Here is a 13,401-nt window from a genome sequence, read left to right on the forward strand (position 1 = left end):
CTGACTTCCCTCTGAGTAAGGACCTGTCATGAGCAACACGCGTATTGCCTTTATCGGCGCCGGTAACATGGCGGCCAGCCTGATCGGTGGCCTGCGGGCCAAGGGCCTGGACGCCGCGCAGATCCGCGCCAGCGACCCAGGCGCCGACACCCGCGCCCGCGTCAACACCGAGCACGGCATTGAAACCTTTGCCGACAACGCCGAGGCCATCCAGGGCGTCGATGTCATCGTACTGGCCGTGAAGCCGCAGGCCATGAAAGCCGTGTGCGAGAGCCTGCGTCCGAGCCTGCAGCCGCACCAGCTGGTGGTGTCCATCGCCGCCGGTATCACCTGCGCCAGCATGAACACCTGGCTCGGTGCCCAGCCGATCGTGCGCTGCATGCCTAACACCCCCGCACTGGTCAGCCAAGGCGTGAGCGGGCTGTACGCCACCGCCGCGGTGACCGCCGAACAACGTGACCAGGCGCACGAGTTGTTGTCCGCCGTGGGCATCGCCCTGTGGCTGGAGCAGGAGCAGCAACTGGATGCGGTCACCGCCGTGTCCGGCAGCGGCCCGGCGTACTTCTTCCTGCTGATCGAGGCCATGACCGCCGCCGGCGTGAAGCTGGGCCTGTCCAAGGACGTTGCCGAGCAACTGGCCGAGCAGACTGCCCTGGGCGCCGCGCATATGGCGGTTGCCAGCGATGTGGACGCCGCCGAGTTGCGCCGTCGCGTAACCTCGCCTGGCGGCACCACACAGGCGGCCATCGAGTCGTTCCAGGCCGGGGGCTTTGAAGCCCTGGTGGAAAAAGCATTGGGTGCCGCTGCGCACCGCTCGGCGGAACTCGCCGAACAACTGGGCAAATAAGGAGCCAACATGATTGGTTTGAACACCGCGGCCGTCTACGTGCTGCAAACCCTCGGCAGCCTGTACCTGTTGATCGTGCTGTTGCGCTTCGTGCTGCAACTGGTGCGTGCGAACTTCTACAACCCGCTCTGCCAGTTCATCGTGAAGGCCACCCAGCCGCTGCTCAAGCCGCTGCGCCGGGTGATCCCGAGCCTGTTCGGCCTGGACATGTCGTCGCTGGTCCTGGCGATCCTGGTACAGCTGGCCTTGATGGCGCTGACCCTGTTGCTGACCTACGGCACCACCGGTAATTTCCTCCAGTTGCTGGTCTGGGCCATCATCGGCGTGACCGCGCTGTTCCTGAAGATCTTCTTCTTCGCCCTGATCATCAGCGTGATCCTGTCCTGGGTCGCACCGGGCAGCCACAACCCTGGCGCCGAGCTGGTGAACCAGATCTGCGAACCGGCCCTGGCGCCATTCCGCCGCCTGCTGCCGAACCTGGGCGGCCTGGATATTTCGCCGATCCTGGCGTTCATGGTGCTCAAATTGCTGGACATGCTGGTAATCAACAACCTGGCGGCCATGACCGGAATGCCAGAAATCCTGCGACTGCTGATCTAACGATCGGCGCGATAACGTGTGGGAGCTGGCTTGCCTGCGATAGCGATGTATCAGTCAACGGATTGGCTGACTGGCACGCCGCTATCACAGGCAAGCCAGCTCCCACATTTTGTATCTGCATATTGAATTCAATCCTGGCCGGCCTTTGCTTGCCGCTGGGTGCAGCGGTCTTTAGACTTACGCCTCATTTAAACGAGAGCAGGGTCGATGCCAACTGCCTTCCCCCCCGATTCTGTTGGACTGGTCGTGCCCCAAGTGGCGCACTTCAGCGAACCGCTGGCCCTGGCCTGCGGGCGTGCGCTGCCTGCCTATGACTTGATCTATGAAACCTACGGCCAACTGAACGCCACGGCGAGCAACGCCGTGCTGATCTGCCACGCCTTGTCCGGCCATCATCACGCCGCCGGTTTCCATTCGGTCGACGAGCGCAAGCCCGGCTGGTGGGACAGTTGCATCGGCCCCGGCAAGCCCATCGACACCAACAAGTTCTTCGTGGTCAGCCTGAACAACCTCGGCGGCTGCAACGGTTCCACCGGCCCTAGCAGTATCAATCCGGAAACCGGCAAGCCGTTCGGCGCCGATTTCCCGGTACTGACCGTGGAAGACTGGGTGCACAGCCAGGCCCGCCTCGCCGACCTGCTCGGCATCAACCAGTGGGCCGCCGTGATCGGTGGCAGCCTGGGCGGCATGCAGGCGCTGCAATGGACCATCACCTACCCGGATCGCGTGCGCCATTGCCTGGCCATCGCCTCGGCCCCCAAGTTGTCGGCGCAGAACATCGCCTTCAACGAAGTGGCGCGCCAGGCGATCCTGACCGACCCGGAGTTCCACGGCGGTTCGTTCCAGGAAGCCGGTGTGATTCCCAAGCGCGGCCTGATGCTGGCGCGGATGGTCGGGCATATCACCTACCTGTCCGATGACTCCATGGGCGAGAAATTCGGCCGTGGCCTCAAGAGCGAGAAGCTCAACTACGACTTCCACAGCGTCGAGTTCCAAGTGGAAAGCTACCTGCGTTATCAGGGCGAGGAGTTCTCCGGGCGTTTCGACGCCAACACCTACCTGCTGATGACCAAGGCGTTGGACTACTTCGACCCGGCGGCCAACTTTGATGACGACCTGGCGAAAACGTTCGAAGGCGCCACCGCCAAGTTCTGCGTGATGTCGTTCACCACCGACTGGCGCTTCTCGCCGGCCCGCTCCCGCGAGCTGGTGGATGCGCTGATGGCCGCGCGCAAGGACGTCTGCTACCTGGAAATCGATGCGCCGCAAGGCCACGACGCCTTCCTGATTCCGATCCCGCGTTATTTGCAGGCGTTCGGCAATTACATGAACCGGATTACTGTGTGAGAACGCCATGAGAGCCGACCTGGAAATCATCCAAGAATGGATCCCCGCCGGCAGCCGCGTGCTCGACCTGGGCTGCGGCGATGGCGAACTGCTGAGCTGGCTGCGCGACAACAAGCAAGTCACCGGCTACGGCCTGGAAAACGACCCGGACAACATCGCCCAGTGTGTGGCCAAGGGCATCAACGTAATCGAGCAGGACCTGGACAAGGGCCTCGGCAACTTTGCCAGCAACAGCTTCGACATCGTGGTGATGACCCAGGCCCTGCAGGCGGTGCACTATCCGGACCGGATCCTCGACGAAATGCTGCGCGTCGGCCGCCAGTGCATCATCACCTTCCCCAACTTCGGCCACTGGCGCTGCCGCTGGTACCTGGCCACCAAGGGCCGCATGCCGGTGTCGGATTTCCTGCCCTACACCTGGTACAACACGCCGAACATCCACTTCTGCACCTTCGAAGACTTCGAAGCCTTGTGTGGCGAGCGTGAAGCCAAGGTGATCAACCGCCTTGCCGTCGATCAACAGCACCGCCACGGCTGGGCGAGTAAGCTATGGCCCAACTTGTTGGGCGAAATTGGTATTTACCGGGTCAGCAGTCCTGGCCTGACCGACCACAAGATTGCCGTCTAATCATCTTCAAGAGGGACGCTCATGAGTCGTTTGGCTATTTTTCTATTGACCGCCTGCCTGGGCGCCAGCGCCATGGCCGCGGACGCTATAGACGCTAACCGCAAGAAAGACTTCGGTGATATCACCGTGCACTACAACACCTTCACCTCCAGCTTCCTGCAACCGGAAACCGCCCAGGCTGTGGGCGTGGTACGCAGCAAGGAAAAGGGCCTGATCAACGTGACCGTGATCAAGGGCGTGACCCCGGTGGCCGCGCAGGTCACAGGCACCATCAAGGACCTGGGCGGCAAGAGCGAGATCCTTACCTTCAAGCAAATCAACGAAAAAGGCGGCGTCAACTATCTCGCGCCCTACTCCGTGACCCAGCGGGAATACAAGACGTTTACCATCAACGTTGAAACCGGCGGCAAAGCCCATAGCTTCCAATTCAACCAAGAACTGTTCCCGGCCGAATGATGAACCTTACTCAACTCGTACTGGCCAGCCATAACGCCGGCAAACTCAAAGAGCTGCAGGCGATGCTCGGCGACGCCGTGCAACTGCGCTCCATTGGCGAATTCAGCCAGGTGGAGCCGGAAGAGACCGGCTTGTCCTTCGTCGAGAACGCCATCCTCAAGGCACGCAACGCTGCACGCATTTCCGGCCTGCCGGCGCTGGCGGATGACTCGGGCCTGGCGGTGGACTTCCTCGGCGGCGCCCCTGGCATCTACTCGGCGCGTTATGCCGACGGCAAGGGCGACGCCGCCAACAACGCCAAACTGCTGGATGCGCTCAAGGACGTGCCGGACGCCGAGCGTGGCGCGCAGTTCGTCTGTGTGCTGGCTTTGGTGCGCCACGCCGATGACCCGCTGCCTATCCTGTGCGAAGGCCTGTGGCACGGGCGCATCCTGCATGCGGCCAGCGGCGAACAGGGTTTTGGCTATGACCCGCTGTTCTGGGTGCCGGAGCGCAATGTCTCCAGCGCCGAACTGAGCCCGGTCGACAAGAACCAGATCAGCCACCGTGCTCGCGCAATGGATTTGCTGCGCCAACGCTTGAGCCTGAAATGACCCAGAACACCTCTGCGCAGCCGCTGATCCACGGCGGCGCGCAAACACCTCGGGCGGCCTTGCCGGTACTGCCGCCCCTGTCGCTGTATATCCACATTCCGTGGTGCGTGCGCAAATGCCCTTATTGCGACTTCAACTCCCACACCGCCAGTAAAGTGCTGCCGGAAGAAGAGTATGTGGACGCACTGCTGGCCGACCTCGATCAGGACCTGCACGCCGTGTACGGTCGCGAGCTGAGTTCGATCTTCTTTGGCGGCGGTACGCCAAGCCTGTTCAGCGCCGCCGCATTGGGCCGCCTGCTCAAGGGTGTGCAAGCGCGTATCCCGTTTGCCAGTGATATCGAAATCACCCTGGAAGCCAACCCAGGGACGTTCGAGCAAGAGAAGTTCGTGGCCTATCGCACGCTGGGGATCAACCGCCTGTCCATTGGCATCCAGAGCTTCCAGCAGGAAAAACTCCAGGCCCTCGGCCGCATCCACAATGGCGACGAAGCCGTGCGCGCCGCCGGCATGGCGCGTCAGGCCGGATTCGACAACTTCAACCTGGACCTGATGCACGGTTTGCCCGATCAGTCCCTGGACGACGCCCTGAGCGACCTGCGCCAGGCCATCGCGCTGAGGCCGACGCACCTGTCCTGGTATCAACTGACCCTGGAGCCCAACACCGTATTCTGGAACCAGCCGCCTGCGCTGCCGGAAGACGACACCTTGTGGGACATCCAGGAGGCCGGCCAGGCGCTGCTCGCCGAACACGGTTACGCGCAATATGAAGTGTCGGCCTACGCACAACCGGGTCGCCCGGCGCGGCACAACCTGAATTACTGGAGCTTCGGCGACTTTATCGGCATCGGCGCCGGTGCCCACGGCAAGCTTAGCCACCCCGACGGGCGCATCGTGCGCACCTGGAAGACCCGAGCACCGAAGGACTACCTCAACCCGGCCAAAAGCTTCCAGGCCGGCGCGAAAGAACTGACCAACGAAGAACTGCCGTTCGAATTCCTGATGAACGCCTTGCGCCTCACCGACGGCGTCGAGGCCAAGCTCTACGCCGAGCGTACCGGCCTGGAGCTGGCCAGCCTGGATGAAGGCCGTCGCGAGGCAGAACAAAGTGGCTTAATGCAGGTCGAACCGTCACGCCTGGCGGCGACCGACCGTGGGCAACTCTTTCTCAATGACCTGTTGCAGAAGTTTTTGAGCTGATCGCTCTTAAGGAAATCGAATGGATTTGGTACTCGACCTGCTCGCCACCGTATCCCGCTGGAGCCGTAGCAACCTGTCGGAAATCTCCCTGGCCCTTGTGGGCTGCCTGCTGGTGCTGTTTGGCGCCGATATCAAGGGTTGGGTGGAAGCGCGTTTGGGCAGCGTCGCAGGCGCATTGCGCGTCCCGTTAATGGCGTTGCTGTGCATGATCGGCAGCGGCGCGGCGCTGATCTACGCCACGCCGTGGATTGTGCGGGGGTTGAGCCAGTTCAATAACTACAGCCTGGCGCCGGTGTTGGTGGTGGTGCTGGTGTTGATTGGCGTAGTCGCTGACCGCCGCTGACCTCCGCTACAACACAGAAGCAAATGTGAGAGCGGGCTTGCTCGCGAATACGGTGGATCAGTCGACATTTTCAGTGACTGACACACCGCATTCGCGAGCAAGCCCGCTCCCACATTGTTGACTGCATTCCAAGCGAGTGGCCTGTCAGTCAACCTTTTCGAATTTCAGATCCCACACCCCATGCCCCAACCGCTCGCCGCGGCGTTCGAACTTGGTGATCGGGCGCTCAGCCGGGCGTGGCACGCATTTGCCGTCTTCGGCGATGTTACGGTAGCCAGGGGCGACGTTCATCACTTCCAGCATGTATTCCGCGTAGGGTTCCCAGTCGGTGGCCATGTGCAGAATGCCGCCGACCTTGAGCTTGCTGCGTACCAGCTCCGCGAAGGAGGCCTGGACGATACGGCGCTTGTGGTGACGGGCTTTGTGCCATGGGTCGGGGAAGAACAGCATCAGGCGGTCGAGGCTGTTGTCGGCGATGCAGCGGTTGAGCACTTCGATCGCGTCGCAGTCGTAGACCCGCAAGTTAGTCAGGCCTTGGGTCAGCACGCCGTTGAGCAGCGCGCCAACACCTGGACGGTGCACTTCCACACCAATGAAGTCCTGGTCCGGCGCAGCGGCGGCCATTTCCAGCAGGGAGTGGCCCATGCCGAAGCCGATTTCCAGGGAACGCGGGGCCGAACGGCCGAACACCTGATCGTAGTCCACCGGCGCGTCGGCCAGGGGCAACACGTACAGCGGCGTACCTTGCTCCAGGCCTTTTTGCTGGCCTTCGGTCATGCGACCAGCACGCATCACAAAACTCTTGATGCGGCGGTGCTTGGACTCGTCACCGGTTTCCAGGGTGTTCGGCGTTTCGTTTGATTCAGTCATCAATGGCTCTTACTTGATCAGACCATCCAGCGGCGAGGAGGCGCTGGCGTAGAGTTTTTTCGGCATGCGACCGGCGAGGTAGGCCAGGCGGCCCGCGACGATGGCGTGATTCATGGCTTCGGCCATCATGACCGGTTGCTGGGCATGGGCGATGGCGGAGTTCATCAGCACCGCGTCGCAGCCCAGTTCCATGGCGATGGTTGCGTCGGAGGCCGTGCCCACGCCCGCATCCACCAGCACCGGGATCTTGGCTTCTTCGAGGATGATCTGCAGGTTGTAGGGATTGCAGATACCCAGGCCCGAGCCGATCAGACCGGCCAGCGGCATCACGGCAATGCAGCCGATTTCCGCCAGCTGGCGCGCGATGATGGGGTCATCGCTGGTGTAGACCATCACGTCGAAACCTTCCTTGACCAGGGTTTCAGCGGCCTTGAGGGTTTCGATGACGTTGGGGAACAGGGTTTTCTGGTCGGCCAGCACTTCCAGCTTCACCAGGTTGTGGCCGTCGAGCAGCTCACGGGCCAGGCGGCAGGTGCGCACGGCTTCGATGGCGTCGTAGCAACCGGCGGTGTTCGGCAGAAAGGTGTAGCGATCCGGCGACAGCACTTCGAGCAGGTTTGGCTCGCCTTCGATCTGGCCGAGGTTGGTGCGGCGCACGGCGAAGGTCACGATCTCGGCGCCCGAGGCTTCGATGGCCAGGCGGGTTTCTTCCATGTCGCGGTACTTGCCGGTGCCGACCAGCAGACGGGACTGGTAGGTACGACCGGCCAGGACGAAAGGCTTGTCGCTACGAACGATGCTCATGGGAAATCCTCGAAATGGGGTGAGGTTCTGCAGAATTCAGGAAGCTGCGCGATTAGCCGCCGCCGATGGCGTGGACCACTTCGACCTGGTCACCCTCGGTGAGCGCAGTGTCGGCGTGCAGGCTACGCGGGACGATATCCAGGTTGAGTTCCACTGCGACGCGACGCCCGGTCAGGTCCAGGCGGGTCAGCAGGGCCGCAACGGTTTCGCCGTCGGGCAGTTCAAAGGATTCGCCGTTCAACTGAATGCGCATGCCACGGGCCGCCATCGTTTTAAGGGGCCCGCATTCTAGCCCGATTGGGGTTGCTGGCCCAAGCCCCTTGGTCAGGCGGCCTGTAGACGCCACGCTGCCAAACCGAGGAAAAACCAGCCCAGCAGGAAGGCCAGCCCGCCAAACGGGGTGATGATCCCGAGTTTGCTGATTCCGGTCAGGGTCAGCACGTACAGGCTGCCGGAGAACAGCAGGATGCCAAGGGTAAACGAGATGCCTGCCCAGCTGACCAATCGGCCAGGAATATGTGCCGCCAGCAACGCCACGCCGAACAATGCCAGGGTGTGCACCAACTGGTAGGTCACGCCGGTGTGGAAGATCGCCAGGTACTCGGCGCTCAGGCGGTTTTTCAGGCCATGGGCGGCGAACGCGCCGAGAGCGACACCCGTGAAGCCGAAAAAGGCAGCCAACATCAGAAAGCCACGCAACATGAGGAACTCCAGTCAGACTCAAAGGGCCGGGTCTGTATAATGGCCCGCTCAACGGGTTCGGCCAAGCCATCTCTATGCTGCGTCTCCTTTTCAAACGCTTTCTCAACGTCGTGAAATGGTTTGCCATCGGCAGTGTGCTGCTGGTGCTGCTGTTTCGTGTCGTCCCGCCGCCCTTCACCGCGCTGATGGTAGAGCGCAAGGTCGAATCCTGGTTCGACGGCGAGCCCATTGACCTGCAGCGCAGCTGGGTGCCGTGGGATGAGATCTCCGATGACCTCAAAGTGGCGGTGATGGCCGGTGAAGACCAGCGTTTCCCGCAGCATTGGGGTTTTGATTTCGGCGCGATCCAGGCGGCCATCCTGCACAACGAGCGAGGTGGCTCGATCCGCGGCGCCAGTACGTTGAGCCAGCAGGTGTCGAAGAACCTGTTCCTGTGGGCCGGCCGCAGTTATCTGCGCAAAGGGCTGGAAGCCTGGTTTACCGGGTTGATCGAGGTGTTGTGGCCCAAGCAACGGATCCTTGAGGTCTACCTCAACAGCGTTGAATGGGATGAAGGGGTGTTTGGTGCGGAAGCGGCTGCACGGCATCACTTTGGGGTCAGCGCCAAGGGTCTTTCACGGCAGCAGGCCAGCTATCTGGCTGCCGTATTGCCTAACCCGCGGGTCTGGAGTGCCAGTCATCCGACGGCGTATGTGGCAAGGCGCGCGGCGTGGATTCGGCAGCAGATGAGCCAGTTGGGTGGGGATGGATATCTGGCTGAGTTGAATAACGCCCGCAAGGCCCCTTGGTCCGACTGACCCAACCTCTCTCGCCAGGGCTCGACAGCTGTTACGGTCAGTAAATAGATGCAAACAAAAATGCCCCGATCTTTTGATCGGGGCATTTTTTTGGCTTTTCGCAGCGTTTTAGGCGGCGATCGACAACTTCAGCTTGTTCATCGCGCTTTTCTCAAGCTGACGAATCCGCTCGGCCGACACGTTGTACTTCTGCGCCAGGTCGTGCAGCGTGGCTTTTTCTTCCGCCAGCCAACGCTGGTAGAGGATGTCACGGCTGCGGTCGTCCAGCACTTCCAGCGCTTCGTGCAGGTTGTGATTGGAGTTGTCGCTCCAGTCGGCGTCTTCCAGTTGACGCGCCGGGTCGTACCGGTGGTCTTCCAGGTAGTTGGCCGGCGATTGGAAGGCGCTGTCGTCGTCCGCTTCGGCGGCCGGGTCGAAGGCCATGTCATGGCCGGTCAGGCGGCTTTCCATCTCACGCACTTCACGGGGTTCCACACCGAGGCTTTCGGCCACGCGGTGGACTTCCTCGTTGTTCAGCCACGCCAGACGTTTCTTCTGGCTGCGCAGATTGAAGAACAGCTTGCGCTGGGCCTTGGTGGTCGCGACTTTCACAATGCGCCAGTTGCGCAGGATGAACTCGTGGATTTCCGCCTTGATCCAGTGCACAGCAAACGACACCAGACGCACACCCATTTCAGGGTTGAAACGTTTCACGGCCTTCATCAGGCCGACGTTGCCTTCCTGGATCAGGTCAGCCTGGGCCAGGCCGTAGCCACTGTAGCTACGGGCGATATGTACGACAAAACGCAGGTGGGCGAGCACCATCTGCCGAGCCGCCCCCAAATCCTGCTCATAGTAGAGACTCTCGGCCAGTTCACGCTCCTGCTCAGGCGTCAGCAATGGAATGCTGTTGACCGTGTGCACGTAGGCTTCCAGGTTCGCACCCGGGACCAAGGCATAGGCAGGTTGCAAAGAAGTGGTCATACGAAAAAACCTCCGACTCACATAACTCGTGCAGTGAAGCACTGCGAAAATTGACCGGGAACCGTAGGACAAGTTCCCTAAACCACCAATACGGTCAATACAAACGAAACCACATTAATCTGACATTAACTACTTCGGTGCCAACTCGCGTAAATGACGAGCGACCGCAATCCACGCACCGATATACCCCAACAATACCGCGCCAAGCAAGAGACTCAGACCATCGGCTACCGGCACACCGGCCAGTGCGAAATCACTGCCGTAGAGTCCGGCAAGCCCGACAACCGCGTCGTTCAGCCAGTCCAGGCCAAATGCCAGCACGCACCAGGACAAAATCCCGGCGCCGAAGCCATAAAGCGCGCCCATGTACAGAAAAGGACGACGCACATAGCTGTCCGTGCCGCCGACCAGTTTAATCACTTCTATCTCGGTGCGACGGTTTTCAATATGAAGACGAATGGTATTACCTATCACCAAAAGTAATGCAGACACCAACAGCACCGTCAGGCCGAACACAAAGCGGTCGCCCAGCTTGAGGATGGCCGCCAGGCGCTCTACCCAGACTAGATCAAGTTGCGCCTGTTGCACCTTGGGCATCTCTGCGAGTTTTTGTCGCAGGGCTTCCAGCGCCGGCTTGTCGACTTCATTCGGCGTTACCAGCACCACACCCGGCAGCGGGTTCTGCGGCAGCTCCTTGAGCGCCTCGCCCAGGCCGGATTGTTGCTGGAACTCCTCAAGGGCCTGATCGCGGCTGATGTACTCGGCATCCGCCACGCCTGGAATGTTCTTGATGTCGTCGCGCAACGCTTCGCCATCTTTGGCGCTGGCATCGATGTTCAGGTACAGGGAAATCTGCGCTGCGCGCTGCCATGAACCGCCCAGGCGCTCCACATTATTGAGCAGCAGCGACAGGCCCATCGGCAGGCTCAGGGCCACCGCCATTACCAGGCAGGTGAAAAAGCTGCCGATCGGCTGCTTGCCCAGGCGGCGCAGACTGTCGACCAGGCTGGCGCGATGGCTTTCGATCCAGGCGCGCAGCAAGGTGCTGAAGTCCGGGCCGTCATCGTCGTGATCGTGTTTTTTCTTCGGCGGTTGCGGGTCGGCCGGTTTCGGCGCCACGCGCTCGGAAACTTTAGGGCTGCGTGTCGCACTCATACGCCGGCCTCCCCGTCACCGATCAAGCGGCCGCGTTGCAAGGTGAGCATGCGATGGCGCATGCGCGCGATCAGCGCCAGGTCGTGACTGGCGATCAGCACGCTGGTGCCCAGGCGGTTGATGTCTTCGAACACGCCCATGATCTCGGCCGCCAGGCGCGGGTCGAGGTTACCGGTGGGTTCGTCCGCCAGCAGCAGGGCCGGGCGGTGGACGATGGCGCGGGCGATGCCGACGCGCTGTTGCTGGCCGGTGGACAGGTCGCCAGGGTAGAGATCGGTTTTGTCCGACAGCGCCACGCGCTCCAGGGCCGAATCCACACGTTTGACGATCTCGGCCTTGGACAGCCCGAGGATCTGCAACGGCAGTGCCACGTTGTTGAACACGGTGCGATCGAACAGCAATTGGTGATTCTGGAACACCACGCCGATCTGGCGGCGCAGGAACGGAATCTGTGCATTGCTGATGGTGGCCAAGTCCTGGCCCGCCAGCAGCAACTTGCCGGTGGTCGGGCGTTCCATGGCCAGCAGCAGGCGCAACAAGGTACTTTTGCCGGCGCCTGAGTGGCCGGTTACAAACAGAAACTCGCCGCGACGCACCCGAAAGCTCAGCTCATGCAAGCCCACATGCCCGTTGGCATAGCGTTTACCGACCTGCTCGAATCGAATCATGAACGCTCCCGCTCGGCAAACAGTGCCTGTACAAAGGGTTCGGCTTCAAAGGTGCGCAGGTCGTCGATGCCTTCACCGACACCGATATAACGAATCGGCAACCCGAACTGTTTGGCCAGGGCGAAGATCACGCCGCCCTTGGCTGTGCCGTCGAGCTTAGTCAATGCCAGGCCGGTCAGTTGTACCGTCTGGTTGAATTGTTTGGCCTGGCTGATGGCGTTCTGGCCGGTGCCCGCGTCAAGCACCAACAGCACCTCATGCGGCGCGTCTGCATCCAGCTTGCCGATCACGCGGCGGACCTTTTTCAGCTCTTCCATCAAATTGTCTTTGGTGTGCAGGCGTCCGGCGGTATCGGCGATCAACACGTCGATGTTACGGGCCTTGGCGGCTTGCACGGCGTCGAAGATCACCGAGGCGGAATCGGCGCCAGTATGCTGGGCGATCACTGGGATTTTGTTGCGCTCGCCCCAGACCTGCAGCTGTTCAACCGCTGCGGCACGGAAGGTGTCGCCCGCCGCCAGCATGACTTTCTTGCCTTCGGACTGCAGTTTTTTGGCCAGCTTGCCAATGGTGGTGGTCTTGCCGGCGCCATTGACGCCGACTACCAGGATTACAAAGGGTTTTTTCGGGGTAATCACCAGCGGTGCTTCCACCGGCTTGAGCATGGCGGCCAACTCAGCCTGCAGGGATTTGTACAGGGCGTCAGCGTCGGTCAGCTGCTTGCGCGCGACCTTCTGGGTGAGGCTCTGGATGATCACGGCGGTGGCTTCTACGCCTACGTCGGCAGTGAGCAGACGGGTTTCGATGTCTTCAAGCAGTTCGTCATCAATGACCTTTTTGCCGAGAAACAGGCTGGCCATGCCTTCGCCGATGCTGGCGCTGGTCTTGCTCAGGCCTTGCTTGAGACGGGCGAAGAAGCCGGTCTTGCTGGTTTCAGCAGGAGCGGCAGGTTCTTCGACGATGACGGGAGCCGCAATCGCTGGCTCGACCGTCACGGGTGCGGGTGCTTCAGCGACAACCGGCTGTGGCGCAATGACCACCGGAATCGGCGGAACCACATGCGCGGCCTGCACATCTTCAACCAGTGCCACGGGCTCTTCCGCTACCGGCAGTTCCGGCCACGGCTTGTGCGCGGGTTCCGGCTCAGGTTCAGGCTCCGCCTCGGCGAGCGGCTGCAGAACCGGCTCAGCCATCGGCAACACCACCGGCGCAGGCGTTTCGGCGACCGGTTCGGCTTCTACTATAGGCTCAGGGACCGGTTCAGTTTGAACCTGTGGCTGTTCGTCGACGGTTTCCTGCGGCTTTTTGCGCAGCCATCCGAACAGGCCTTTTTTCTCGCCAGCCGCAGCTGGGGTCTTCTTGTCGTCGTTGGAACCAAACATGGAGACGGCTATCTCAAGGTAGCGACGCGCCACGGGGCGCGTCGGTA

17 protein-coding genes are annotated in these 13,401 nt (G+C 61.5%); 9 read left to right on the forward strand and 8 right to left on the reverse strand.

From position 1 onward, the window contains the following. The first annotated feature begins 28 nt into the window (after positions 1-28). The 8 genes from proC (at position 29) to PF1751_RS26205 (ending at position 6,013) form a co-directional block, all read left to right on the forward strand. Positions 29-847: a pyrroline-5-carboxylate reductase gene (gene proC / locus PF1751_RS26170; protein WP_044288017.1), complete on the forward strand. Its 819-nt coding sequence runs from the start codon at positions 29-31 to the stop codon at positions 845-847. Between the two features lie 9 nt (positions 848-856). Then, the gene (locus PF1751_RS26175; RefSeq protein ID WP_010207234.1) at positions 857-1,447 is read left to right on the forward strand and encodes a YggT family protein; all 591 of its coding nucleotides are present in this window, start codon (positions 857-859) and stop codon (positions 1,445-1,447) included. A gap of 207 nt (positions 1,448-1,654) precedes the next feature. Beyond that, a complete protein-coding gene (gene metX / locus PF1751_RS26180; protein WP_010207235.1) occupies positions 1,655-2,794 on the forward strand; it encodes a homoserine O-succinyltransferase MetX in 1,140 nt (379 codons plus the stop codon). A gap of 7 nt (positions 2,795-2,801) precedes the next feature. Continuing rightward, on the forward strand, positions 2,802-3,422 hold the full coding sequence (metW, locus tag PF1751_RS26185; RefSeq protein WP_010207236.1) for a methionine biosynthesis protein MetW: 621 nt from the start codon (positions 2,802-2,804) through the stop codon (positions 3,420-3,422). A 21-nt stretch (positions 3,423-3,443) separates the two neighbouring features. Next, positions 3,444-3,878: a DUF4426 domain-containing protein gene (locus PF1751_RS26190; RefSeq protein ID WP_010207238.1), complete on the forward strand. Its 435-nt coding sequence runs from the start codon at positions 3,444-3,446 to the stop codon at positions 3,876-3,878. Then, entirely contained in the window at positions 3,875-4,471 is a 597-nt protein-coding gene (gene rdgB / locus PF1751_RS26195; protein ID WP_044288018.1) for an RdgB/HAM1 family non-canonical purine NTP pyrophosphatase, read from the forward strand. Before PF1751_RS26190 ends, rdgB begins: the two co-directional genes overlap by 4 nt. Beyond that, on the forward strand, positions 4,468-5,670 hold the full coding sequence (gene hemW / locus PF1751_RS26200) for a radical SAM family heme chaperone HemW (protein WP_044288019.1): 1,203 nt from the start codon (positions 4,468-4,470) through the stop codon (positions 5,668-5,670). Before rdgB ends, hemW begins: the two co-directional genes overlap by 4 nt. Before the next feature lie 19 nt (positions 5,671-5,689). Next, on the forward strand, positions 5,690-6,013 hold the full coding sequence (locus tag PF1751_RS26205) for a DUF3392 domain-containing protein (protein WP_010207241.1): 324 nt from the start codon (positions 5,690-5,692) through the stop codon (positions 6,011-6,013). A 144-nt stretch (positions 6,014-6,157) separates the two neighbouring features. Here PF1751_RS26205 and trmB read toward each other — a convergent pair whose 3' ends face one another. From trmB to PF1751_RS26225, 4 genes are all read right to left on the reverse strand, one after another. Then, entirely contained in the window at positions 6,158-6,883 is a 726-nt protein-coding gene (gene trmB, locus PF1751_RS26210; protein ID WP_044288020.1) for a tRNA (guanosine(46)-N7)-methyltransferase TrmB, read from the reverse strand. 9 nt (positions 6,884-6,892) lie between these two features. Continuing rightward, a complete protein-coding gene (locus PF1751_RS26215; RefSeq protein ID WP_021492666.1) occupies positions 6,893-7,687 on the reverse strand; it encodes a thiazole synthase in 795 nt (264 codons plus the stop codon). Positions 7,688-7,739: 52 nt separating this feature from the next. Then, positions 7,740-7,940 (reverse strand): sulfur carrier protein ThiS, encoded by a 201-nt coding sequence (gene thiS / locus PF1751_RS26220; RefSeq protein WP_010207247.1) that lies wholly within the window; start codon positions 7,938-7,940, stop codon positions 7,740-7,742. Between the two features lie 71 nt (positions 7,941-8,011). Further along, on the reverse strand, positions 8,012-8,389 hold the full coding sequence (locus PF1751_RS26225; protein WP_010207248.1) for a DUF423 domain-containing protein: 378 nt from the start codon (positions 8,387-8,389) through the stop codon (positions 8,012-8,014). 74 nt (positions 8,390-8,463) lie between these two features. Here PF1751_RS26225 and mtgA point away from each other — a divergent pair, with 74 nt between their 5' ends. Then, positions 8,464-9,186, forward strand: coding sequence for a monofunctional biosynthetic peptidoglycan transglycosylase (mtgA, locus tag PF1751_RS26230; RefSeq protein WP_010207249.1), 723 nt, complete (start codon positions 8,464-8,466; stop codon positions 9,184-9,186). 108 nt (positions 9,187-9,294) lie between these two features. Here mtgA and rpoH read toward each other — a convergent pair whose 3' ends face one another. The 4 genes from rpoH to ftsY form a co-directional block, all read right to left on the reverse strand. Further along, a complete protein-coding gene (gene rpoH, locus PF1751_RS26235) occupies positions 9,295-10,149 on the reverse strand; it encodes an RNA polymerase sigma factor RpoH (protein WP_003176698.1) in 855 nt (284 codons plus the stop codon). Positions 10,150-10,278: 129 nt separating this feature from the next. After that, entirely contained in the window at positions 10,279-11,304 is a 1,026-nt protein-coding gene (gene ftsX / locus PF1751_RS26240; RefSeq protein ID WP_010207250.1) for a permease-like cell division protein FtsX, read from the reverse strand. Continuing rightward, positions 11,301-11,972 carry a cell division ATP-binding protein FtsE gene (ftsE, locus tag PF1751_RS26245; RefSeq protein ID WP_003234627.1) on the reverse strand — a complete coding sequence of 224 codons (672 nt, stop codon included), beginning with the start codon at positions 11,970-11,972 and terminating at the stop codon, positions 11,301-11,303. Before ftsE ends, ftsX begins: the two co-directional genes overlap by 4 nt. Next, positions 11,969-13,354, reverse strand: a complete 1,386-nt coding sequence (gene ftsY, locus PF1751_RS26250; RefSeq protein ID WP_044288021.1) for a signal recognition particle-docking protein FtsY — start codon at positions 13,352-13,354, stop codon at positions 11,969-11,971. Before ftsY ends, ftsE begins: the two co-directional genes overlap by 4 nt. Between the last annotated feature and the right edge of the window lie 47 nt (positions 13,355-13,401).

Source organism: Pseudomonas simiae (assembly GCF_000934565.1).
GTDB classification, from domain to species: domain Bacteria; phylum Pseudomonadota; class Gammaproteobacteria; order Pseudomonadales; family Pseudomonadaceae; genus Aquipseudomonas; species Aquipseudomonas simiae.